The sequence below is a fragment of the Streptomyces sp. NPDC046557 genome, from assembly GCF_040645975.1.
Classification (GTDB): domain Bacteria; phylum Actinomycetota; class Actinomycetes; order Streptomycetales; family Streptomycetaceae; genus Streptomyces.
In genome coordinates, this window is sequence record NZ_JBEYZH010000003.1 from 248,064 (window position 1) to 270,736 (window position 22,673).

Consider the following 22,673-nt stretch of genomic DNA (forward strand, 5'->3'; position numbering starts at 1 on the left):
CCCACGGCCGGCGCAGTGCGCCCGGTTTGGGCCGCCCGGAGCGTGCCTGGTAGCCTGGGCAGCTGTGTCTCGTATGGCCTCTCACCGTTCGGGACACAATCCGAAGATCAAACTCTGAACCTGAAAAGGCTCTTTCGTGGCGAACATCAAGTCCCAGATCAAGCGGAACAAGACGAACGAGAAGGCGCGCCTGCGCAACAAGGCCGTCAAGTCCTCGCTCAAGACCGCGATCCGCAAGGCCCGTGAGGCCGTGGCCGCCGGTGACGTCGAGAAGGCCACCGTGGCTTCCCGTGCCGCCGCGCGTGCGCTCGACAAGGCTGTCTCGAAGGGTGTCATCCACAAGAACGCCGCCGCCAACAAGAAGTCGGCGCTGGCCACCAAGGTTGCCACCCTCCAGGGCTGAGCTCCTGATGTGATCGCCGGGTAGGGATCCAGCGGGCCCTCTCTCCCGCTCCCGACCGGCAACCGCGCCGCACGCGAAGCGTTCGCCACGCGGGTGCGGCGCACCCAGAAGTAACCGAAGGCCCCGGCCGCCACCCTTCCCCAGGGTGCGGCCGGGGCCTTCGTCATGCCCGCCCGCCGTGCCCCTCGGGCCACGCGCGGGCGGGCGGAGCCGGGGATGAGCGGATCCGCGCGTACGAGCCGGTTCCAGGTGGCGGGCGGTGGGCGGTAGGCGGCCCCGGCTCTGCCCGGCGGTCCCCTTCGGGGGCAGGCGCCCCGGCCGTCGCGGCCGGGATGGCGGCGGGGCGCCGGTCCGACGCGCAGACGGCCCTCCTGCACCGTCTTCCACCAGGCTCACCGCCCGGACGGACGGCCCCGCGGCACCGGACGGCGCGGCCACCGACCCCGCCGCACGGCCGGGTCCCGGCGGGTCGGCCGCGGTATCTCGTCGTCCGCCCATCGCCGTGAGCCGCCCGGGTTCGTCGCCGTTCCCCGCCTGCGGTGCAACCCGACCGGGGCGCCAACCGCGGCGCTGCCGACGCTTCCACCGGCTTCCCGGTCGGCCGTGGCCCATCGGCACGTCACGTCACACGGGGGGCCTGCGGCACCGGGGCGACCGACGAAGGAGGCCGCCACCCGGCAACGACCCGGGCCGCAGGCCGGTACACCCCGTCGGGCGCGCCTGACCGGCCCGGCACGGCTCAGGAGCCGACCGGCCACCCGGCCGCCTGCCGGATCGGCGCGCAGGCGGGCATCACCGCCTGCCGCCGGCGCCTTGTACCGGGTCTCGCAGCCACCGCCGACAGGCCCGGACGTCGGGCACGCCGGCGAGGCGCCGCTACGGGGCACCACCTCCGCGCGCCTGGTGAGCGGCCGTCGGCTTCCCGAACGGCCGGGCCCGACGCCACGTTGCGGCCGGCCGGCCGGGCGGGCGGGCGGCTGCGTCTGAACCCGGCGGAAGCCGGATCGGGTCCGGAGGTCGAGGACCGACCCGCCGGGAGGCTAGTGGCGTTGGGGGCGGGCCGCGCGGGCGACCGCTACGACCGCCTTCTCCAGGGCGTACTCCGGGTCGTCGCCGCCGCCCTTCACCCCCGCGTCGGCCAGCGCCACCGCGCGCAGCGCCTCCGAGACGCCGTCCGCCGACCAGCCCCGCATCTGCTGCCGGACCCGGTCGATCTTCCACGGCGGCATGCCCAGGTCCCGCGCGAGATCGCCCGGACGGGCCCCGCGCGGCGCCGAGGCCAGTTTCCCGATCGCCCGGACCGCTTGGGCCAGCGCGCTGGTGATCAGCACCGGCGCCACCCCGGTGGACAGTGACCAGCGCAGCGCTTCGAGGGCTTCCGCCGCCCGCCCTTCCACCGCCCGGTCGGCGACGGTGAAGCTGGAGGCTTCCGCCCGACCGGTGTAGTAACGCCCGACCACGGCCTCGTCGATGGTTCCCTCGACGTCCGCGCACAGTTGCGCCGCCGCGCTCGCCAGCTCCCGCAAGTCGCTGCCGATCGAATCGACCAGGCTCTGGCACGCCTCGGGGGTGGCCGAACGCCCGAGCGTCCGGAACTCGCCCCGCACGAACGACAGCCGGTCCGCCGCCTTCGTCATCTTCGGGCAGGCGATCTCCCGGGCACCGGCCTTGCGCGCCGCGTCCAGCAGGCCTTTGCCCTTGACACCGCCGGCGTGCAGGAGGACGAGGATGATCTCCTCGTACGGCGCCGCGAGGTACGCCTTGACCTCCTTCACCGAATCGGCTGACAGGTCCTGCGCGTTGCGCACGATCAGGACCTTGCGCTCGGAGAAGAGCGACGGGCTGGTCAGCTCGGCCAGCGTGCCGGGCTGGAGTTGCTCGGAGGCGAGGTCCCGCACGTCGGTGTCGGCATCGGCGGCACGCGCCGCCGTCACCACCTCCCGTACGGCTCGGTCGAGCAGCAGGTCCTCCTGCCCCACCGCGAGGGTGAGCGGGGCGAGCGGATCGTCGGTGGGGTTCTTCCTGGTGGCCATCGCCTCCAGCATCCCACGCTCCACCGACAGCCCCCCTCCCCCGATCCCCGGTGACAACCCCGTCCCGGAGAATGGTCGGGTGAACGCGCGCCATGTACTGGTCCTGCCCGACCGCGACGCCGCCGAGGAAGTGGCGACCGAGATCGTCGACCGCTTCGGCCTGCCCGAGGAACCCCAACTGGTCCGCGACGCCCTCGCCGGTGAGGACGACGCGGAGGACGCCCAGTGGCTGGTGGTCGTCGAGGACCCGCAGGGGAAGCTCGATCCCGGTTCGCTGGACGACCTCGCCGCCGCCTACGAGGGGTGGCTGGAGGCTCCCTGAGCCCCGCCCCGCCCCCGGCCCCGGGCCTGGCTTCCTCAGGCTTTGTGGACGATCTGGATGTCCAACTCGACCTCCACGCTCGCGCCGATCGCCGCGACCCCGTGGGCCAGCACCGTCTGCCAGTTCAGCGCGAAGTCCTCGCGGTTCAGTTCCGTCGTGGCCCGGCACGCGGCCCGCGCTTCGCCCTGGAGGCCCGTGCCGTTGCCCAGGTACCGGGTGTCCAGGGTCACGGAGCGGCTGACGCCGTGCAGGGTCAGGGCGCCCGCGACGGCCCAGCGGCTGCCGCCCCGGTGGATGAAGCGCTCGCTGTAGAACTCCACCGTGGGATGGCGCGCCGCGTCCAGGAAGTCCGCGGAACGCAGGTGGTCGTCCCGCATGCGCAGCCCCGTGTCGATGCTTCCCGCATCGATGATCACGCGCATGGAGGAGTCCTCCATCCGCTCGGCTATTCGTACCCCGCCGGCGAAGGTGGTGAACCGGCCGTGGATCCGGGCGAAGCCGATGTGCCGTGCGGTGAAGGCGATCGAGGAGTGCGTCGGATCGAGTTCCCAGTGCCCGGGCGCGGGCAGCAGCGGCGGCTCCACCGCGTCCAGGACGATCTCCGCCGTGCCGCGCTGCGCCGGGTCCCCCACCAGCGTCGCCCCGTGGAAGGGCGCGTAGCCCTCGGCGGTGACGGTCAGCCGGTACTCCCCCTCCGGCACGGCCGCGGTGAACCCGCCGTACGGGTCGGTCTCCCCGCTGACGACCCGGCGGCCTATCGGGTCGGTCACCTCGAACTTCGCCTGGCGCACCGGCTGGTGGACCGTGTCGAGCACCCGGCAACTGAGCAATCGGGCCGTGTGTGGCAGCGTGAGCGTCGCGGCCGTGTGGGAGACGGCACTGCCGCCCGTCTCCATCCCCCGTCGGCGTCCGAACATGGTTGATGCACCCCCGTGCAGTGTGGACTTGGACCGTTCTGGCGAAGACGCATTCGATCATGCTGCCGGGTCGGGGGCAAACAGAAGGGTCGTCCCCGGTATGCCGGCGTCGTCGGCGCCGGCGGCCGGCCGGAAAGGCTCGTAGCCCTGGGCCGCTTCCCACGACGGCCACGCTGCCGTCGATGTCGGTGCGCAGGACGACCGTCCCCATCGCCCGCAGCCGGGCGAGCGTGGCGGGCGCGGGATGTCCGTACCGGTTCTCGGAGCCCACCGGTACGAGCGCGATCCGTGGCCTGACCCGTGCCTGGAGGTCCGGGTCCTGGTGTGCGGAGCCGTGGTGGGCGACTTTCAGCACGTCCACCGGACCGAGCTCCGGATGATCCCTCAACAGGGCCTGCTGGGCGAGTGGTTCGAGGTCACCGAGGAGGAGCAGCGTCAGGCCGGAGGTCCGCACCAGCAACGCGACGCTCGCGTCGTTCGGTCCTTCCGTCGGCGGCCCGCCGGGCGGCGGCCACAGCACCCGCCACTCCACCGGCCCGGTCCGGCGCCGCTCGCCCGCCACCGCGGCCACGACCGGCACCTTGGCATCGGCGGCCGTGCGCCGGACGAACTCGGCCTGGGCGGCGGGTTCCTCCAGCGTCGTCGTCTGGATCGCCCCCACGGCCCGGCCGCGCAGCACCCCGGCGAGTCCGCCCACATGATCGGCGTGGAAGTGGGTCAGCACGAGCAGCGGGACCCTGCGCACGCCCAGGCTCCGCAGGCACGCGTCGACCGGTCCGGGCTCCGGTCCCGCGTCCACGACCACCGCCGTGCCCGGTGCCACGGCGAGGACGGCCGCGTCCCCCTGCCCCACCGCGCACTGGACGTAGCTCCAGTCGGGCGGTGGCCATCCTTTGAACGTACGGATGAGTACGGGCGGCCTGAGTACGGCGGCGAGCAGCGCCACGGCCAAGGCGGAGCAGAACCACCACCTGCGCCCCCACCGGACGCACAGGCCGAGCACGCCGGCGGTGGCCGCGACCAGCAGCGCACCGCCCGCGAACCCGCCGGGCCACGCCAGCTCCGCCCCGGGCAGCGCAGCCCCGGCGCGGGCCACTCCCGCGATCCACCCGGCCGGCACCCCCGCGCACCGGGCGAGTAGTTCCGCGGCCGGCATGCACAGCGGGGCCACCGCCAGGGTCGCGAAGCCCAGCACCGTGGCCGGACCCGCCGCGAGTTCGGCCAGCAGGTTGCACGGCACCGCCACCAGGCTCACCCGGGCGGAGAGCACCGCGACCACCGGGGCGCACACCGCCTGGGCGGCCGCGGCCGCCCCCAACGCGTCGGCGAGCCCGGGCCGCACGCCCCGCCTCCGCAGGACCTCCCCCCAGCGCGGTGCCACGGTCAACAAGGCCCCCGTCGCCAGCACGGACAACAGGAACCCGATGCTGCGGGCCAGCCACGGGTCGTACAGGACCAGCAGCAGAGCGGCGGCGGCCAGCGCGGGAACCAGCGACCTGCGCCGGCCGGTGGCCAGGGCCAGCAGGGTGATCCCCCCGCAGGCGGCGGCCCGCAGCACGCTCGGTTCGGGCCGGCACACCACCACGAAGGCGAGCGTCAGCGCCGCCCCGCACAGGGCAGTCGCCCGCAGGGAGAGCCCGAGGCGAGGGGCGAGCCCGCGCCGCTCGGCCTGCTGCGCCGCGGCCGGTGGCCCGATGAGCAGGAACAGCACCACGGTGAGGTTGGAACCGGACACCGCCAACAGGTGCAGCAAGTCGGTGGCACGGAACGCCTCATGCAGGTCGGGCGGGACCCGGGACACATCGCCGACCACCAGGCCCGGCAGCAGCGCCCCGGCGTCGCCCGGCAGTCCCCGTGTCGCCTCCCGCAGCCCGACCCGCAGGGTTCCGGCGAGCCGCTGCGCCGCGTCCGGGCCACGCACCACCCTCGGCGGTACGTTCCCCGCCGGGCGAAGCAACGCCACCGCCCGCTCGCCACCCCGGCCCGGGGACAACCGCCCCACCACCTCGACCCGCGTCGAGGGCTGCAACCCCGCCCACGCCGGGTGCCCGGCCAGCACCCGCACCGGCGTCTCCACCCTGCTGCGCGCCCCGTCGGGGCCGGTCACCCGGGTCACCACCGCGTCCAGCGTCACCATCGGCGGCCCACTCCCGGCCCCGGCGCGGCGGGGATCGGAGACGACGGTGAGCTCCGCCAGGACCCGGGCGTGCTCCCCGGCCAGCCCGACGACGGGACCGGCCCGCGCCTCGGCACGCTGCAGCCCGGCCACCCCGGCACCGGCGCCCGCGCAGAGCAATCCGGCGGCGACGGCCGCACCCACCCTCCACACCGGACGTGGCCTTCGACAGCCGGTCCACAGCAACAGCCCCGCCGCGGCCACCGCCAGGCCCACACCGGCGGCGGTCCACCCGGCCGGCGCGTCGAGGGCGAGGGCGGCCGCCGCCCAGGCCGCGAGCGCCGGCGCGGCGAGCCGCAGGTCCATCGGCGCGGCCCCCTCGGGGCGGTTCACGGCCGCACCAGCTTGCGCAGATCGGAGAACCGGCGTTCGCCGATCCCGTCGACCTGCCGGAGTTCCTCCACCGAGCGGAAACCGCCCCGCGCGGTCCGGAAGTCGATGATGTGCTGCGCGAGCACGGGGCCGACCCCGGGCAGCCCGTCGAGCTGCGCGACGGTGGCGCTGCCCAGGCTCAGCGGGCCGCCCGGCGACCCGGAGCCCGGACCACCGCCGCCCGCCGGGGGCTGCGCGGGTGCGCCCACCACCACCTGTTCGCCGTCCACCAGCACCCGGGCCCGGTTCAGCCCGGTCGTGTCGGTGCCCGGCCGCACTCCCCCGGCGGCGGCCAGCGCGTCCTCCACCCGCGCCCCGGCCGGCAGCGTCCGCACCCCCGGCTCCCGGACCTTGCCGCTGACGTCCACCACGACCCGGGTGCCCGCGGTGGGGGCCGGGGCCGCCGGCGCCGGGGTGGGGGCGGGTACCGAAGCGGGGGCGACGACGGCCGGCGCGGTCACCGGCCCCGGCCGGGCCGACCAGTACGACCGGCCCGCGAAGCCCACGGCCGCCACCAGCACCACCGCGAGCGCCGCCACCGTCCTCGGCTCCACCGCGCACCGCGACTGCACCCACACGGGCAGCCGTTCGCGCACCGCGAGCCACCGCCCGCCCCGCCGGTCCAGTGGCGCCCCCGCCGTCACGGCGACCGGCGCACGGCCGATGCCGGAGTCGCAGCCGGAGTCGGAGTGGGAGTCGGAGTCGGAGTGGGAGTCGGAGTCGGCACCCCGGACACGAACCTCGGGCGCCGGATCGGGTACGGGTTCAGATGCAGGATCGGGTACGGGTTCAGACAGCGGATCAGGCACGGGACCGGGCGGGTGCGCGGGCGGCGGCGCGGGCGGCGGCGCCGTCAGGAGGGCTTCCGCCCGCCGTCGCACCGTCACGGGATCGGCGTGCGGCCGCCGGCGGTCGCGGAACCGGCCGTCGGACCGGCGGGGACGGCCGGGGCCACTGGTGGCGCCGGCTCGGTAAGGGGGCGAAGTACGCGTTCGTGGAGTCATGCCACGACGGTAGGGGCCCCTCCCGATCTTCGTTCGGAGGCTTCAATTCCGGTGGATGAAGGGCCGGTTGTGGATAACCCCGTCACCCGTTCCGGTGACCGCCCGGGCACTCCGGCACCCACTCAGCCACCCGCCACCGCGCCCGCCACCGCGCCCGCCACCGCAACCCGCCCCTCCGCAGCCCGCCCCTCCGCTCCGAGGTTCAGCGCGGCGAGACGACGGCCGCCAGCAGACCCGGCCCGGTGTGCGCGCCGATGACCGCGCCGACCTCGCTGACGTGCAGCTCGACCAGCCCGGGAATCCGCTCCCGCAGCCGTTGCGCGAGCTTCTCCGCCCGCTCCGGCGCCGCGAGGTGGTGCACCGCGATGTCGACGCTCCCGGAGCCGGCGCGTTCGACGGCCAGTTCTTCGAGACGGGCGATGGCCTTGGACGCCGTACGCACCTTCTCCAGCATCTCGATCCGCCCGCCGTCGAGGGTGAGCAGGGGCTTGACGGCGAGCGCCGAGCCGAGGAGGGCCTGCGCGGCCCCGATGCGACCGCCGCGCCGGAGGTAGTCCAGCGTGTCGACGTAGAAGTACGCCGACATGTCGGCGGCCCGCTTCTCGGCGGCGGCCACGGCCTCGTCGACGGAGCCGCCGCTCTCCACCACCTCGGCGGCGGCGAGCGCGCAGAACCCCAGGGCCATGGCCACCATGCCGGTGTCGACGACCCTGACCGGGACGGGGGCGGTCTTGGCGGCCACCACGGCGGCGTCCCAGGTGCCCGAGAACTCGGCGGAGAGGTGGAGACTGACGATGCCGGTCGCACCGGCGTCGGCGGCCGCCCGGTAGGCCCGGGCGAAGTCATCCGGACTCGGGCGGGACGTGGTGACCGAACGACGCTTCTGCAGGGCCAGGGCAAGGCTGCGGGCCGAGATCTCGGTGCCCTCTTCGAGCGCCTCGTCACCGAGCACCACGGTCAGCGGGACAGCGGTGATCCGATGCCGCGCCATCGCCGGTGGGGGCAGGTAGGCCGTGGAATCGGTGACGATCGCGACATGGCGGGACATGAGCGGGAGGTTACCGCCAGCGACCCCCCTCCGGCAGCCTGGCCCCCTCACAGGCCCCCCACCCATGGCCCCCGCAGACCCAACCCGGGCGCTCCGGCAACCCACGGGCCCCTCGCGGGACAGACGGTCCTCAGTCCGCTCCGCTCCCAGACAGCCCCCAGTCCCCTCCCAGGTCGCCGTCGGTCCGCCCCCAGGGCCGCCCTCGGCCGTCGTCTCCCGCCGCCCTCAGGCCGTCGTCTCCGGCCGCGGCGCCTTCTCCCACGGGTGTCGCGACTGCGGGGAGGCGGGCTTCAGGGCGGCGGGACGGGACTCCTTCGGGCCGCCGGGCCGGTGCTCGCGCTCGCCCGCGTCCCAGGAGGCCGCAGCCGCCGTCAGGTCGTCCACCGACTCCCGCGACCAGTCGCGCAGCGCGCCCGATTCCACCTCGATCTGCGCCGACAACGCAGACAGTTCGTCCTCCGCGAAGCGCCGCGCGCGCTCCCGCGCCGCCCACCGCAGGGAGTCCGCCGACTCCGTGATCTTGCGGGTGCGTTCCCGCAGGTCGGGCAGGCTCTCCGCGATCCGCTTGCGGTCCGGCTCCTGTTCCAGCCGCTTGAGTTCGGCGTCCAGGTCGTGCCCGTGCTCGCTGAGCCGCTCGAAGAGGCCGATCGACTCCTTCAGCGAGGCGTCCGTCTGTACGCCCTGGTACAGCGCCTGCTGCGTCGCCCGCATCGACGTCCGCAGGTCGAGCCGGAGCTGCGCCAGCCCCGCCGTGACGCCCACCTGTCCGAGGCTCCTGGCCCTGAGGGTCGTGTCCTCCACCGTCCGCCGGGCCTGCGTGAGCGTCCGGTCCACGCCGCGCTTCGCCGCGCCGACCGCCTTCACGGTGGCCCATGCGCCCAGCCCCAGGAAAGCGAACAGCATCAACAGGGCAAAGATGATCAACGCGCCCGCCTCCATGAGGCTCCCTTCCCCTGCCTATTCCGTCCCCTCCACCGTAAACGCAGCGGGCAGGTCGGGGGTTCCTTTCGAACCCCCAACCTGCCCGTACGGGAAGACCCCTACACCGCGATCCACACGCCGGCCGGCACCGAGCTCGGCACCGAGCTCGGCACCGCACTCGGTGACGACGCTCAGATGACGATGTTCACCAGCTTCGGCGCGCGCACGATCACCTTGCGGATCTCCGCCCCGCCGAGCGCCGCCACGACCGCCTCGTCGGCCAGCGCCAGCTGCTCCAGGTCACCCTCGGAGACCGTCGGCGGCACCTCCAGGCGGGCCTTGACCTTGCCCTTGACCTGGACGACGCACGTCACGCTCTCGTCCACGACGTACGCCGGGTCCGCGACCGGGAAGTCCTGGTGGACCACCGACTCGCTGTGCCCCAGCCGGTGCCACAGCTCCTCCGCGATGTGCGGCGCCAGCGGGGCGACGAGCAGCACCAGCCGCTCGGCGACCGAGCGCTCCAGCGGCCGACCGGCCTTCGTCAGGAAGTTGTTCAGCTCGGTGATCTTCGCGATGGCGGTGTTGAAGCGCAGCCCCGCCATGTCCGCGCCGGCGCCGTCGATCGCCTTGTGCAGCGCGCGCAGGGTGTCCTCGGCCGGCTCGGCGTCGACGACGGTCACCGCGCCCGTCTCCTCGTCCACGATGTTGCGCCACAGGCGCTGGAGCAGCCGGTACTGACCCACCACGGCCCGCGTGTCCCAGGGACGCGACACGTCCAGCGGGCCCATCGCCATCTCGTACAGGCGCAGCGTGTCGGCGCCGTACTCCTCGCAGATCTCGTCCGGCGTGACGGCGTTCTTCAGGGACTTGCCCATCTTGCCGTGCTCGCGCTTGACCGGCTCGCCCTGGTGGAAGTAGCCGCCGTCGCGCTCCTCCACCTCGGCCGCCGGCACGTACACGCCGCGCGCGTCGGTGTACGCGTACGCCTGGATCATGCCCTGGTTGAACAGCTTGTGGAACGGCTCGGCGGACGAGACGTGCCCCAGGTCGAACAGGACCTTGGACCAGAAACGCGCGTACAGCAGGTGCAGCACCGCGTGCTCGGCGCCGCCCACGTACAGGTCGACGCCACCGTGCGGGGCGCCCTCGCGCGGGCCCATCCAATACCGCTCGATCGCCGGGTCCACCAGCGCCGAGTCGTTGTGCGGGTCCAGGTAGCGCAGCTCGTACCAGCAGGAGCCGGCCCAGTTCGGCATGGTGTTGGTCTCGCGGCGGTAGCGCTTGACGCCCTCGCCGCGGCCCAGGTCCAGCTCCACGAAGACCCAGTCCTCGTTGCGCGACAGCGGGGTCTCCGGCTTCGAGGCGGCGTCGTCCGGCTCGAAGGTGCGCGGCGAGTAGTCCTCGACCTCCGGCAGCTCCAGCGGCAGCATCGACTCGGGCAGCGGGTGCGCGACGCCGTCCTCGTCGTAGACGATCGGGAAGGGCTCGCCCCAGTAGCGCTGGCGGCTGAACAGCCAGTCGCGCAGGCGGAAGTTGACGGTGCCTTCGCCGATGCCGCGCCCGGCCAGCCACTCGGTGATGCGGGCCTTGGCCTCGACGACGCCCAGGCCGTCCAGGGACACGCCCTCGCCGGTCGAGTTGACGATCGTGCCGTCGTAGGAGGAGAACGCGTCGTCCCACTCGGCCGGGTCGGCGTCGCGGTCATCGGAAGGCTCCACGACGCAGCGCATGGGCAGTTCGAAGGCGCGGGCGAAGGCGAAGTCGCGGCTGTCGTGGGCCGGGACGGCCATGATCGCGCCGGTGCCGTAGCCCATCAGGACGTAGTCGGCGATGAAGACGGGGACCTGGTCGCCGCTGACCGGGTTGGTGGCGTAGGCGCCGGTGAAGACACCGGTCTTGTCCTTGGCCTCGGCTTGGCGCTCGACGTCCGACTTGGCCGCGGCCTGCTTGCGGTACGCGTCGACCGCCTCGCGCGGGGTCGCGGCGCCGCCGGTCCACACCTGGTGGGTGCCTTCGGGCCACGCGGCCGGGACGATCTTCTCGACCAGCTCGTGCTCGGGCGCCAGCACCATGTAGGTGGCGCCGAACAGGGTGTCGGGGCGGGTGGTGAAGACGGTGATGGCGTCGGCGCCGACGGCGAAGTCGACGCGCGCGCCCTCGCTGCGGCCGATCCAGTTGCGCTGCTGGAGCTTGATGGCCTCGGGCCAGTCCAGGGCGTCCAGGTCGTCCAGCAGGCGGTCGGCGTAGGCCGTGATCCGCATGTTCCACTGGCTCAGCTTGGCCTTGAAGACGGGGAAGTTGCCGCGCTCGGACCGGCCGTCGGCGGTGACCTCCTCGTTGGCCAGTACGGTGCCCAGCCCCGGGCACCAGTTCACGGGCGCGTCCGAGGCGTAGGCCAGCCGGTACTCGTTCAGCACGCCGGCCCGCTCGCCTGCGCTCAGCTTCGCCCAGGCACGGCCGCCGGGAACCTCACGGGAGCCGTCCTCGAAGGCGGCGACCAGCTCCGCGATCGGGCGGGCCTTCCCGGCGTCGGTGTCGTACCAGGAGTTGTAGATCTGCAGGAAGATCCACTGCGTCCACTTGTAGTAGTCCGGGTCGATCGTCGCGAACGAGCGGCGCTTGTCGTGGCCCAGGCCCAGCCGGCGGAGCTGGACCTTCATGTTCTCGATGTTGGCCTCGGTGGACACGCGCGGGTGCGTGCCGGTCTGCACGGCGTACTGCTCGGCCGGCAGGCCGAAGGCGTCGAAGCCCAGGGTGTGCAGGACGTTGTGGCCGGACATCCGCTGGTGGCGGGCGAAGACGTCCGTGGCGATGTAGCCGAGCGGGTGGCCGACGTGCAGGCCCGCACCCGACGGGTACGGGAACATGTCCATGATGAACTTGCTGGGGCGCGCGACGACCGCGGGGTCCCCGGCCAGGTCACCGGTCGGGTTGGGGGCCTCGTAGGTGCCCTCGGCGTCCCATACGTCCTGCCAGCGTGCCTCGATGTCGGCGGCCATGGCAGCCGTGTAGCGGTGCGCCTCGGCCGCCTCGGGGGCCGGGGTGTTCGTCTCGCTCATGATTTCTGAAGCTCCATCGATCGTCTCTGCCGTCTCTGCCTGCCCAAACGAAAAAACCCCTCACACAGGAGGGGACGCCGCGCCGATGCCGACCGTCTCGAAGGGTCGTGTACTGATCAGCGCGGCTCGGTAAGCAGAAGGCGTACGGCACGCATGGCGTCAGGGTACCGCAGCGGCCCCGCCGCCCGCTCCGGCGTTCCGCACAACGAGAAGCGGACCACCCGATCCGGGTGGCCCGCTTCTCTTCACTGTGGAGCTAAGGAGAATTGAACTCCTGACCTCCTGCATGCCATGCAGGCGCTCTACCAACTGAGCTATAGCCCCTTGTACCGCTGTACTGCCCGCCGCTTCGGTTTCCCTTGCCGGTTCCCCTTGGCGACGTCCCAAACATTACACGGTCATGGCCCTGGTCCAAAAATCGGTTTCCGCGTCCCCGAGGCCATGCCCGATGTGTACCGCTACGCCCGTTTCATCACGCCTTGGCGAACTGGTAGAACCGCTTGAGCGTGCAGTGCTCGTCGAGCAGCCGGCCGTAGATCGGCTCCCCCTCCAGCTCGCGGTAGGTCTCGATGGGGTCGCCTTTTATGATCAGCGCCCGCGCGCATTCCTCGCACCAGTACTGGTAGTCGGGATTGACCGGCTCCATGTCCCGCACGATCGGCGTGCCGTTGTTGCACCAGTCGCACCGCCGCCGGTGTGCACCCATCCGTCAGCGACTCCCTCCCGCGTCGGGCCGTCGTGTCCCCCTCCGGCCGTCCGATTCTGCCATGCCGGTACGGGCCGGGTCAGCAAGCACAAAAGGAACAAACGCAAGTATCCCGCCCCCTGTTGGGGACGGGATACCGATTGTGGAGCTAAGGAGAATTGAACTCCTGACCTCCTGCATGCCATGCAGGCGCTCTACCAACTGAGCTATAGCCCCGCTCTCCGCCACGCTTCCCCGTTTCCGGTGTTCCGCGCTGCGAACAAGAAGAACTCTAGCCTGGGACCAGCCGGAAAGTGAAATCCGGCCGTCGCCCGCATCGGCCCTGCTCAGCCGACGGTGCTCAGTCGTCGTCGCCGAGCACCGGCTCCGGCAGCGTGCCGGCGTTGTGCTCCATGAGCCGCCAGCCGCGCGCGCCCTCGCCGAGGACCGACCAGCAGCAGTTGGAGAGCCCGCCCAGGCTCTCCCAGGAGGACGAGTCCAGCCCCAGCAGACGGCCGATGGTCGTACGGATCGTCCCGCCGTGGCTGACCACGACGAGCGTGCCGCCCTCGGGCAGCAGGTCGGCGTGGCGCAGCACCACCGGCGCGGCGCGGTCTGCGACTTCGGTCTCCAGCTCGCCACCACCGCGCCGTACGGGCTCGCCGCGCTTCCACGCCGCGTACTGCTCGCCGTACTTGTGGAGGATCTCCTCGTGCGTGAGCCCCTGCCACTCGCCCGCGTACGTCTCGCGCAGCGCCGCGTCGTGCGCCACCGGAAGGCCGGTGACGCCGGCGAGTTCGGCGGCCGTGGCGGAGGCGCGGCGGAGGTCGGAGGCGACGATGACGTCCGGCTTCAGCGACGCGAGCAGCCGGGCGGCGCGGCGCGCCTGCGCCAAACCGGTCTCGGTCAGCTCTATGTCCGTGGACCCCTGGAAGCGGCGCTCCAGGTTCCAGGAGGTCTGTCCGTGCCGCCAAAGGACGATCTTCCGGCCGGTCCCGCCGCTCTTGCCGGCCGATACGGCCGGTGCGGTGGAGGCGGACGTACCGGTCGTACCCGTGTCGGTCGTGCTCAGAACAGATCACCGTCCAGTTCGTCGTCGCCCTGCGCCTCGCGCAGCTTCGCGTGCTCCTCGGCCTTGCCGATGGTGAGCTTGGCGTCCTCGGGAAGCTCGATCTCGGGGCAGTCCTTCCACAGGCGCTCCAGCGCGTAGAAGACCCGCTCCTCGCTGTGCTGGACGTGCACGACGATGTCGACGTAGTCGAGCAGGATCCAGCGGGCGTCGCGGTCGCCCTCGCGGCGCACCGGCTTGGCGCCCAGTTCCTTGAGCAGGCGCTCTTCGATCTCGTCCACGATCGACTTGACCTGGCGGTCGTTGGGCGCGGAGGCGAGGAGGAAGGCGTCGGTGATCGACAGCACGTCGCTGACGTCGTACGCGATGATGTCGTGCGCGAGCCGGTCGGCCGCGGCCTGGGCGGCGGCGGTGATGAGCTCGATGGAGCGGTCCGTGGCGGTCACTGGCCATGCTTTCGGGTTGGCGGGCAGATCCCCTCAAGGGTCTCACGTACCGCCGACACCGCCCGCGCGGAAGGTTCCGCCCGGGCGAATGCGCAGCTCACAGCCTGGACGCGGGGCTCAGCCGGCCTTGTAGTCCTTGCCGAGCAGCACCACGACGTCCGCGTTCACCGTACTTTCGGCCTTCTTCACGGCCGTTTCCGGCAGCCCCAGCGTCTTGGCCACCTCGATCGCCTTGGGTCGCTGCGCGTCGTCCTGGTAGGTGATCTGTGAGACGGCCGCGGTCTTGTCGGCCTTGCCGCCCTCCACCAGTGTGTAGCCGCCGTTCAGCAACGCCGCCTTCGCCGCGAGCTGCGCCTTGTCGTCCCCGGTGGCGTCCTTGAGGCCGATCCGGGGAACGGCGCCGGGGACGGAGGCGACGGAACCGCCGAGGATGTCGTCGACGGTCTTCTTGCCCGCGCCGTCGGCGAGCGCGCCGTCCGGCTTCACGGGCAGCACCTCGGTGCGGTAGGCGCCCACCTTGGCGTGCTCGCCGATCCGCGACAGCAGGGCGCCCAGGTTCTGCGCGTTGAGCGCCGGGTCCAGGATCTGGCCCATGCTGTCGACGGTCACCGCGGCCGCCTTCGGATCGCCGGGGACCTTGCGCAGGACCGCGTAGAGCACCTTGCCGAGCCGCTCCAGTTGCCTGCTCTCCGGCTCGCCCTGCGCGCGGTAGGTGGCGTACGCGACGGCCATCGCGCCGGTCAGGTTCTGCTTGGCGCCCTGGGTCACGGCCGGCGTCTTGGCCTTGTCGTCGGCCGGGACGGCGGTGTCGGTGTCGACCTCGATGCCGCCGACCAGCTCGACGAGCCGCTCCAGGAAGGGGGTGTCCAGGCGCCAGGTTCCGCCGATGCGGGTGCCCAGGACCGAGTCGAGTGCCTCACGGGTGACGAGGCCGCCGTCCTCGACCGCCTTGGACAGGGGCCGGACCGTGCCGTCCTCCTTGGGGACGTTCAGGGTGTTCGGCAGCAGGACGGTGGCACCCTGCTTCGTCGTCACGTTGTCGACGAGCAGCGCCGTGGAGGAGCCGCCCTTCTTGGTGTTGAGCACGTGGACGACGATCATGTCGCGTTTCTGCGCCCCGGGGGCGGCCGTCTTCTTCTGCGCGTCCGGCCCGTCGAGGAAGGGCAGCCCGCCCGCGTACCAGAGGTAGCCGACGCCGCCGACGACGAACAGGGCGAGGACGACGATCAGCGCGACGATCCGGTTGCGGCCGCGGCGGCGGGCCTCCTCGCGCCGCTCGGTACGGCTCTCGGTGAAGGCGAGCCAGTCGATGACGTCCTCGGACTCCTCGTCCGGCTGGTCGATGAAGGCGAACATCTCGGTGCGGTAGTCCCGGCCGGCCTGGGGCTCGGCGGCGCGGGCGGGATGGGGCGCGGCCCCGGGGGCGGCCTCGGAGGCGGCCCGGCGCGGCTCGGGGACGTGAGGTGCGGGCCGCGGGTCCGGGGCCGGCTGCTGCGGCGCCTGCTGCTGGGGGATCCACTGCCGGGCCTGCTGCGTGTCGTACCCGTGGCCCGCGCCGGGGGCGTACTGCTCCCGGCCGTACGTCCCGTCCTGCGCGGCGGGGTCCGGAACGGCCGGCTGCTGCGGGTAGGGGGGCTGCTGGGGGGCACAGCCCTCGTACGCGTATCCGTACGGCTGCTCGTACGCGTCGTGGGCGGGGTCGGGGGCCTGGGCCGGCGCTCGCCCGTACACCGGCCGACCGTACGGGTCGTAGCCGATGAACTGCTGCTGCTCCTGGGCGGCGTACGGGTCGTACGGATCCTGTCGGTCGTTCACCGCGGGGCCCCTCTCTCCGGAACCGGAAGCTCAGGCTCCCCGGTACAGCTCACGCTTGTCGATGTAGCGCACCACACCGTCCGGCACCAGATACCAGACGGGGTCGCCCTGCGCCACGCGCGCCCGGCAGTCGGTGGACGAGATCGCGAGCGCGGGCACCTCGACGAGGGAGACACCGCCCTCGGGCAGCCCGTCGTCGGTCAGCACGTGGCCGGGCCGGGTCACCCCGATGAAGTGCGCGAGGGAGAACAGCTCCTCGGCGTTGCGCCAAGTCAGGATCTGCGCCAGGGCGTCGGCGCCGGTGATGAAGAACAGGTCCGAGTCCTGGTTGAGGGCGCTCAGGTCCCGCAGCGTGTCGATGGTGTACGTCGGGCCGCCGCGGTCGATGTCGATGCGGCTCACCGAGAACTGGGGGTTCGAGGCCGTCGCGATGACCGTCATGAGGTAGCGGTCCTCGGCCGGCGACACGACGCTGTGCGACTTCTGCCACGGCTGGCCGGTCGGTACGAACACCACCTCGTCGAGGTGGAAGAGGGCGGCCACCTCGCTGGCGGCCACCAGGTGTCCGTGGTGGATCGGATCGAATGTCCCGCCCATCACGCCGAGGCGGCGCTTGACCGGGCCGGTAGGCGTTCCCTGCTCTCCCATGAGCGCAGAGCCTACTGGCCCGGTGGCCCGTCCCCGACCCGCCTGCGCACGGGTGCCCGCAGGCGCGGACGGCCGGGCGTCGCGCCGGGACCGCGGGGTCAAGGGGGAACTAGCGGTCGCGGTTGAGGCGCGTGGTCACCCAGAGCAGGAGCAGCAGGACGCAGAAGGCGCCGCCACCGGTCAGGTAGGGGCTCAGGCTGTCGTGGTTGCCGCCGTGCTGCCCGGCACCCTCCGAGGCGAGAACGACCAGGTTGTGGGTGGTGGTGGAGAGGCTCATCAGGCAGGTACCTATCGAGTCGGGAGGGAGCGGAGACTTCCCTCACATCGTATGCGGGGGCCCGGGGCACGCTCACGCCGACTCAGGCGTTGGAGAGGATGGACGCGTGAGCAGACGGGTCTGTCCAGGTCTATGCAGGGGGAGGGCGCTATGACGAACACCGGAACCGAGAAGGTACCGGCCCGGAACCGCAGGAGGTTCCCCGGCATTTCCTCGCGGGCGTACGAGCATCCGGCGGACCGCTCCGCCCTCGTCGCCCTGCGCAAGCTCAGCGGCTTCGACACGGTGTTCAAGGCCCTCAGCGGGCTGCTGCCGGAGCGGAGCCTGCGGCTGTTGTTCCTCTCCGATTCGGTCCGGGTGGGCGAGACGCAGTTCCCCCATCTGCACGGCATGCTGCTCGACGCCTGTTACGTCCTGGACCTGGAGCGGGTCCCGCAGATGTACGTGCAGCAGGACCCCAAGCCGAACGCCATGTGCATCGGGCTGGACGAGCCGATCATCGTGGTGACGACGGGCCTGGTCGAGCTGCTCGACGAGGAGGAGATGCGGGCCGTGGTCGGCCACGAGGTGGGCCACGCGCTGTCCGGGCACGCCGTGTACCGCACGGTCCTGCTGTTCCTGACGGGCCTGGCGCTCAAGGTGGCGTGGATCCCGCTGGGCAATGTGGCGATCATGGCGATCGTCACCGCGCTGCGGGAGTGGTTCCGCAAGTCGGAGCTGTCGGCGGACCGGGCCGGGCTGCTGGTGGGGCAGGACGTTCACGCGTCGATGCGCGGCTTGATGAAGCTGGCGGGCGGTCACCACCTGCACGAGATGAACGTGGACGCCTTCCTGGCCCAGGCCGAGGAGTACGAGTCGAGCGGTGACCTGCGCGACTCGGTGCTGAAGATCCTCAACATGCTGCCGCGTACGCACCCCTTCACCACGGTCCGCGCGGCCGAGCTGAAGAAGTGGGCGCAGAGCCGGGACTACCAGCGGATCATGGACGGCCACTACCCGCGGCGGGACGAGGACAAGGACACGTCGGTGAGCGACTCCATCCGCGAGTCCGCCTCGCATTACGCCGACTCGGTGCGCAGCAGCAAGGATCCGCTGATGAAGCTGGTCGGCGACATCGCCGGGGGCGCGGGCGACCTGGGCGGCAAGCTCCGCGACGTCTTCACCGGCTCCGGTTCCACCGGAGCCGCCGGGGGCCGGGACGAAGGCAGGGGCGACGCCGGCAAGGGCGGGGCTACGGAGGCGTAGTCACGCCGTCCGGCGCGCTCGGGGTGGGGGCGTCCGGGGCCGAGGGGGTCACGAGGACGCCGCACAGCCCTGCCGTGCGCCTCCGCTGACCGCCGGCGTACGGATCGCTGGCCGGCGGGCCGACGGTGGTGGGTCCGGCCCCGGCGAGCAGCGGCTTGAAAGCCGCCGCCGGGTCGGCGGCGCAGTCCTGCGGTCCGGCCATCACGTAGGCGGCGACGAGCTCCGTGCGTCGGGCGGTCAGGTCGGCGCGGTCGAAGCGCATCTGCAGTTCGCGCCGCACGGTGAAGAGCGAGGCCCCGTCGGCGGCCGCCGGGGACCCGTTGGCGGGACGGACCGCGTAGACGAAGGTGTGGTCGGAGGTCACCTGCAGCGCGTCCGGGGTGACCTCATCGAAGGTGAGGGTGCCGTTCACCCGTACGCGGGCGTCGGCGAGCGCGGCGGTCCCGGCGTCGAAGCGGACCAGCCAGCCGGTGGCGGCGTGCCGGCCGTCCCCGGAGGGCGAGGTCATGCTCTGGTCGAACTGGGCCCCCTGACCCGGGTCGAGCAGGACCCGTACGGGCCGGGAGGCGGCGCCGGCCAGGACGTCCGGGTCAAGCGAGGACCGCACCAGGTAGTCCTTGGCGATGGACAGCGCCGAGAGGACCTGGCTCTCGCTGAAATGCGGGGTACGGCGCACGGCGGGCAGGCTGATCCCGGCCGCCCCGACGAGGTACTGCGCGGCGGGGCTGTTCGCGAACAGGTCGACGGGACGTCCACCGGGCACGGGCACGGTCGGCGCGAGCGGGACGACGACGCTTGCGAGCGGCTGCGCCTCGCCCTGGGGCGCGGGCAGGTACGGGTTGCGCAGGCCCATGTACACGGCGACCGCGAAGGCGGTGGCGATGAGCAGCACGAGCAGCATGCCCTGCCGGGCGCCCCTGCCGGGCGTCCCGGTGCGGTGCCCCACGCCGCCGCCGGACCAGAGGGAGCGGCTGCGTACGGCCCGGGCGTGCTCGCCCATGCGTTCCTCGGCGGAGAACTCCTGGAGCCGTGCGGCGCGCACGAACTCCTCGTCGAACACCACGGACCGGTACTCGTCCGGCCGGAAGTCGTCGTCGCCCCCGCCGATTCCGTCGGGGGTGCCGTTGGGCGGATCTCCTGGAACGGCCATCGCTTCTCCCCGCTGTCCCCGCTTCAGAGAAGCCCCCGGCTCCGATCACGCGAGTGGGGTCGTGCTCAAGGGGTCGTACTTTCAGGGTTGGCGGCCGACGGGGTACGTAAACGCCCCCGCACCGGTGACTTCGCGCAGCGGGGTACTTGCCGGGACGGGGGCCGGGTCCGGGTCGCCTTCGGCACTGCGGTACACCGCGCTGAAGGCCAGGGCGACCATCCCCAGGCCCATGACGACGGCCAACACCCAGGCGACCGGCCGCAGCCACGGCGATCGACCGCGGTAGGGCCGCAGGCGGCCCCCGTAGGCCCCGTAGGGACCTTCCGGGTAGCCGGGGCCGTAGACACCGTGCTCCCAACCGGGTTCGTCGATGCCGAAGGCGCCGGGCGGCCCGTATCCGAATCCCTCGTGGTCGTCCTCGCCGGGCCGGCCACCGGCCACGCGCGCGGCCTCGGCGGCTTCCGCGCGGGCCCGGTCGGCGGCCCATTGGCGCTCGGCCGCGCTCGGTTCGTGAATCTCGGCGTTCCGGACGAAGGCCTCGTCGAACACCACGGAGGCGAAGTCCTGATCCGCGCCTCCGCGGTCGTCGTCGGGCTCACCGTCGTCCGGGAACGGCTTGCCCCCCACGTCGTCCGGCACGGGAACAGCGTAGACCTGGGGGGCCGCTTTGGGCAGGGTGTAACCGGAAATCCGGCCACACCGCGTGGCCTGTGGGGCTACCGGACGTGACCGTCGCCGGTGACGATGTACTTGGTGGAGGTCAGCTCGGGAAGGCCCATCGGGCCGCGGGCGTGCAGCTTCTGGGTCGAGATGCCGATCTCCGCGCCGAAGCCGAACTGACCACCGTCCGTGAACCGGGTGGAGGCGTTCACGGCGACCGTGGTCGAGTCGACCAATTGGGTGAAGCGGCGGGCGGCGGCCTGCGAGCTGGTGACGATCGCCTCGGTGTGCCCTGAGGTCCAGCGGCGGATGTGGGTGACGGCCTCGTCAAGGGAGTCCACGACGGCGGCCGCGATGTCGTACGAGAGGTACTCGGCGGCCCAGTCCTCATCGGTGGCGGGCAGCGCGGTCACCTTGGTGCCCTCGGCGTACGAGAGCACCTCGCCGTCGCCGTGGACGGTGACGCCGGCGTCCGCGAGGGCGTCGAGGGCCAGGGGCAGGAAGGCGGCGGCGATGTCGCGGTGGACCAGGAGCGTCTCGGCGGCGTTGCAGACGGAGGGCCGCTGGGCCTTGGAGTTGACGAGGATGTCCACGGCCATGGCGAGGTCGGCCTGGGCGTCGACGTAGACGTGGCAGTTGCCGGTGCCGGTCTCGATGACCGGGACGATGGACTCTTCGACGACGGTCTTGATGAGCGAGGCACCGCCGCGCGGGATCAGGACGTCGACGAGGCCGCGGGCGCGCATCAGCTCACGGACGGAGTCGCGGGACTCGCCGGGGACGAGTTGGATCGCGTCCGCGGGGAGGCCGGCGGAGACGATCGCGTCGCGGAGGATGCCGACGAGGGCGGTGTTCGAGGCGTAGGCGGAGGAACTGCCGCGCAGGAGAACGGCGTTCCCGGCCTTGAGACAGAGGGCGGCGGCGTCGACGGTGACGTTGGGGCGGGCCTCGTAGATGATGCCGACGACGCCGAGCGGGACGCGGATCTGGCGCAGGTCGATGCCGTTGGGGAGGGTCGAACCGCGGACGACCTCGCCGACGGGGTCGGGGAGGGCGGCGATGTCGCGCACATCGGAGGCGATGGCGCGGACCCGCTCGGGGGTGAGGGTGAGGCGGTCGATGACGGTCTCGCTCGTGCCCGCCTCGGCGGCCTTGGCGGTGTCGACGGCGTTGGCCTCGACGATCTCGGCCGTACGGGCCTCCAGCGCGTCCGCGATGGCCAGCAGGGCGGCGTCCTTGGCGGACCGCGGGAGCGGGGCGATGGCCGCGGCGGCGGTCCGGGCGGCGCGCGCGGTGGCGGTGACGGGGCTGGGGGCGTCGTACGAGGTCATGCGGCCCAGGGTAATCCCCGGCGGGTCGCCACCCGACGGGGTTTCACCCCGCGAGACGCCGACGCGCGGACTGCGGTGGCGGTCGCCTGCGGCGGGCGGACCGGGGGGCCGGGCCCCGCGGACCGGGGGGGCGGGCCGCGCACCCCGACCTCTACCCCTGCCCCGGGCCTGGGCGGACGGAGACCGTCGCAGCGGGCTGTACCGGTACGACCCGAGGGCCGAGCCGCTGCGACGGAGCTCGGCCGCCCACCGGCCGGGCCGCGCACCCCGGCGCCGCCCGCCGGGGCCGGCCCGCCGCTGCGCGGAGCCCTGCCCCACCCCGCCCTTCCACCGTTCCCCGGGCTCCGCCCGGCCCGGTCCTCAATCGCCGGACGGGCTGGAACACGCCCGGACCCCGCCCGAGCGCCGGACGGGCCGTCCCTCGGCCGCGCGCCCCGAAGCCCCCCGGCCGGCCCGGACCCGGCCGCGCGGAAGGGCGGGAAGGCGCCGGACCGCCCCAGCGGCGAACCGCCCGGGAACTGCCCCGCGCCAGCGACCGGCGGGCGGGGTCCGCCCAGCGGCCCGAAGCCGGTGAGGCCCCCCGTAGCCGCGCCGCACGAGGAGTGCGTCTAATACGGGTGCACGCCGACCGGGTGGGCCGGGGGTGGGCCGTAGCCTTCGGCCACGCGTTGGTGGTAGGTCGCGCGGTCGATGACCTCCAGGCCGACGATCTCCCACGGGGGCAGCCGCGCCGAGGAGCGGTGCTCGCCCCACAGCCGCAGGGCGACGGCCGCCGCGTCGTGGAGGTCGCGGGCCTCCTCCCAGTACCGGATCTCCGCATGATCATCGGCATACCGGCTGGTCAACAGAAACGGGTGATCATGCGCGAGCTGCTCCAGCCCGCGCCGCACCTCGCACAGCGGGGCCGGCTTGCCGGAGACGCTGAGGGTCACGTGCCAGAGACGGGAGGTGTCGCCCTGATCCTCGCCTCCGCCGACGTCACCGTCCCCGGTGCCGACGCTGGTCAGCGCTCGTCTCACCAGCCGCCTCCTGTCTGCTCCACCACGTCCCGCGTGTCCGTCTGCCTCTCACAGTTGACCAGTCCTTGGC

The 22,673-nt window shown here is 73.0% G+C and carries 19 protein-coding genes, 2 tRNA genes and 1 pseudogene; 3 read left to right on the forward strand and 19 right to left on the reverse strand.

The window, feature by feature from the left end:
* The first annotated feature begins 136 nt into the window (after positions 1–136).
* Positions 137–403, forward strand: coding sequence for a 30S ribosomal protein S20 (rpsT, locus tag ABZ934_RS09950; protein WP_030159297.1), 267 nt, complete (start codon positions 137–139; stop codon positions 401–403).
* Between the two features lie 1,040 nt (positions 404–1,443).
* Here the strand turns inward: rpsT and holA are convergent.
* Positions 1,444–2,436, reverse strand: a complete 993-nt coding sequence (holA, locus tag ABZ934_RS09955; RefSeq protein WP_361310870.1) for a DNA polymerase III subunit delta — start codon at positions 2,434–2,436, stop codon at positions 1,444–1,446.
* A 79-nt stretch (positions 2,437–2,515) separates the two neighbouring features.
* On the opposite strand from holA, the gene ABZ934_RS09960 reads away from it, so the two are divergent.
* Positions 2,516–2,758, forward strand: a complete 243-nt coding sequence (locus tag ABZ934_RS09960) for a hypothetical protein (protein ID WP_361310873.1) — start codon at positions 2,516–2,518, stop codon at positions 2,756–2,758.
* A 35-nt stretch (positions 2,759–2,793) separates the two neighbouring features.
* Here ABZ934_RS09960 and ABZ934_RS09965 read toward each other — a convergent pair whose 3' ends face one another.
* The 14 genes and pseudogenes from ABZ934_RS09965 to ABZ934_RS10030 all read right to left on the reverse strand — a co-directional run bounded on the left by ABZ934_RS09965 (position 2,794) and on the right by ABZ934_RS10030 (position 17,198).
* Positions 2,794–3,654, reverse strand: a complete 861-nt coding sequence (locus ABZ934_RS09965; RefSeq protein WP_361311367.1) for a YceI family protein — start codon at positions 3,652–3,654, stop codon at positions 2,794–2,796.
* A gap of 160 nt (positions 3,655–3,814) precedes the next feature.
* Positions 3,815–6,157, reverse strand: a pseudogene (locus tag ABZ934_RS09970) (ComEC/Rec2 family competence protein); the annotation flags it as partial.
* A 23-nt stretch (positions 6,158–6,180) separates the two neighbouring features.
* Positions 6,181–7,110: a helix-hairpin-helix domain-containing protein gene (locus ABZ934_RS09975; protein WP_361310876.1), complete on the reverse strand. Its 930-nt coding sequence runs from the start codon at positions 7,108–7,110 to the stop codon at positions 6,181–6,183.
* A 319-nt stretch (positions 7,111–7,429) separates the two neighbouring features.
* On the reverse strand, positions 7,430–8,275 hold the full coding sequence (locus ABZ934_RS09980; RefSeq protein WP_361310878.1) for a DegV family protein: 846 nt from the start codon (positions 8,273–8,275) through the stop codon (positions 7,430–7,432).
* Between the two features lie 225 nt (positions 8,276–8,500).
* Positions 8,501–9,214, reverse strand: a complete 714-nt coding sequence (locus tag ABZ934_RS09985; RefSeq protein ID WP_361310881.1) for a hypothetical protein — start codon at positions 9,212–9,214, stop codon at positions 8,501–8,503.
* Between the two features lie 173 nt (positions 9,215–9,387).
* Complete coding sequence (leuS, locus tag ABZ934_RS09990) at positions 9,388–12,258, reverse strand: leucine--tRNA ligase (protein WP_361310883.1); 2,871 nt, start codon at positions 12,256–12,258, stop codon at positions 9,388–9,390.
* A 251-nt stretch (positions 12,259–12,509) separates the two neighbouring features.
* Positions 12,510–12,582 (reverse strand) — tRNA-Ala (locus ABZ934_RS09995).
* Positions 12,583–12,730: 148 nt separating this feature from the next.
* Entirely contained in the window at positions 12,731–12,964 is a 234-nt protein-coding gene (locus tag ABZ934_RS10000) for a hypothetical protein (protein WP_136215681.1), read from the reverse strand.
* 143 nt (positions 12,965–13,107) lie between these two features.
* Positions 13,108–13,180: transfer RNA gene (locus tag ABZ934_RS10005), tRNA-Ala, on the reverse strand.
* Between the two features lie 124 nt (positions 13,181–13,304).
* Positions 13,305–13,925, reverse strand: coding sequence for a histidine phosphatase family protein (locus ABZ934_RS10010; protein WP_361311370.1), 621 nt, complete (start codon positions 13,923–13,925; stop codon positions 13,305–13,307).
* Positions 13,926–14,011: 86 nt separating this feature from the next.
* The gene (gene rsfS, locus ABZ934_RS10015) at positions 14,012–14,458 is read right to left on the reverse strand and encodes a ribosome silencing factor (protein WP_136215683.1); all 447 of its coding nucleotides are present in this window, start codon (positions 14,456–14,458) and stop codon (positions 14,012–14,014) included.
* A 117-nt stretch (positions 14,459–14,575) separates the two neighbouring features.
* A complete protein-coding gene (locus ABZ934_RS10020) occupies positions 14,576–16,273 on the reverse strand; it encodes an LCP family protein (RefSeq protein WP_361310886.1) in 1,698 nt (565 codons plus the stop codon).
* Positions 16,274–16,303: 30 nt separating this feature from the next.
* Positions 16,304–16,921, reverse strand: coding sequence for a nicotinate-nucleotide adenylyltransferase (gene nadD, locus ABZ934_RS10025; RefSeq protein ID WP_361310888.1), 618 nt, complete (start codon positions 16,919–16,921; stop codon positions 16,304–16,306).
* Positions 16,922–17,030: 109 nt separating this feature from the next.
* Positions 17,031–17,198 carry a hypothetical protein gene (locus tag ABZ934_RS10030; RefSeq protein ID WP_361310891.1) on the reverse strand — a complete coding sequence of 56 codons (168 nt, stop codon included), beginning with the start codon at positions 17,196–17,198 and terminating at the stop codon, positions 17,031–17,033.
* A gap of 150 nt (positions 17,199–17,348) precedes the next feature.
* On the opposite strand from ABZ934_RS10030, the gene ABZ934_RS10035 reads away from it, so the two are divergent.
* A complete protein-coding gene (locus ABZ934_RS10035; protein WP_361310893.1) occupies positions 17,349–18,443 on the forward strand; it encodes a M48 family metallopeptidase in 1,095 nt (364 codons plus the stop codon).
* On the opposite strand, the gene ABZ934_RS10040 is transcribed toward ABZ934_RS10035, so the two are convergent.
* The 4 genes from ABZ934_RS10040 to ABZ934_RS10055 form a co-directional block, all read right to left on the reverse strand.
* Entirely contained in the window at positions 18,430–19,593 is a 1,164-nt protein-coding gene (locus tag ABZ934_RS10040) for a hypothetical protein (protein WP_361310896.1), read from the reverse strand. The genes ABZ934_RS10035 and ABZ934_RS10040 overlap by 14 nt on opposite strands.
* A gap of 81 nt (positions 19,594–19,674) precedes the next feature.
* Entirely contained in the window at positions 19,675–20,232 is a 558-nt protein-coding gene (locus ABZ934_RS10045; protein WP_361310899.1) for a hypothetical protein, read from the reverse strand.
* 77 nt (positions 20,233–20,309) lie between these two features.
* On the reverse strand, positions 20,310–21,593 hold the full coding sequence (locus tag ABZ934_RS10050) for a glutamate-5-semialdehyde dehydrogenase (RefSeq protein ID WP_361311372.1): 1,284 nt from the start codon (positions 21,591–21,593) through the stop codon (positions 20,310–20,312).
* Between the two features lie 599 nt (positions 21,594–22,192).
* Entirely contained in the window at positions 22,193–22,591 is a 399-nt protein-coding gene (locus ABZ934_RS10055; protein WP_361311374.1) for a hypothetical protein, read from the reverse strand.
* Positions 22,592–22,673 lie beyond the last annotated feature (82 nt).

Coding starts and splice junctions, on each gene's coding strand:
- ABZ934_RS10035 (WP_361310893.1), top strand. CDS start 17,349: ATGACGAACACCGGAACCGAGAAGGTACCGGCCCGGAACCGCAGGAGG.
- ABZ934_RS09965 (WP_361311367.1), bottom strand. CDS start 3,654: ATGGAGACGGGCGGCAGTGCCGTCTCCCACACGGCCGCGACGCTCACG.
- ABZ934_RS09985 (WP_361310881.1), bottom strand. CDS start 9,214: ATGGAGGCGGGCGCGTTGATCATCTTTGCCCTGTTGATGCTGTTCGCT.
- ABZ934_RS10000 (WP_136215681.1), bottom strand. CDS start 12,964: ATGGGTGCACACCGGCGGCGGTGCGACTGGTGCAACAACGGCACGCCG.
- ABZ934_RS09980 (WP_361310878.1), bottom strand. CDS start 8,275: ATGTCCCGCCATGTCGCGATCGTCACCGATTCCACGGCCTACCTGCCC.
- ABZ934_RS10030 (WP_361310891.1), bottom strand. CDS start 17,198: ATGAGCCTCTCCACCACCACCCACAACCTGGTCGTTCTCGCCTCGGAG.
- leuS (WP_361310883.1), bottom strand. CDS start 12,258: ATGAGCGAGACGAACACCCCGGCCCCCGAGGCGGCCGAGGCGCACCGC.
- holA (WP_361310870.1), bottom strand. CDS start 2,436: ATGGCCACCAGGAAGAACCCCACCGACGATCCGCTCGCCCCGCTCACC.
- ABZ934_RS10040 (WP_361310896.1), bottom strand. CDS start 19,593: ATGGCCGTTCCAGGAGATCCGCCCAACGGCACCCCCGACGGAATCGGC.
- nadD (WP_361310888.1), bottom strand. CDS start 16,921: ATGGGAGAGCAGGGAACGCCTACCGGCCCGGTCAAGCGCCGCCTCGGC.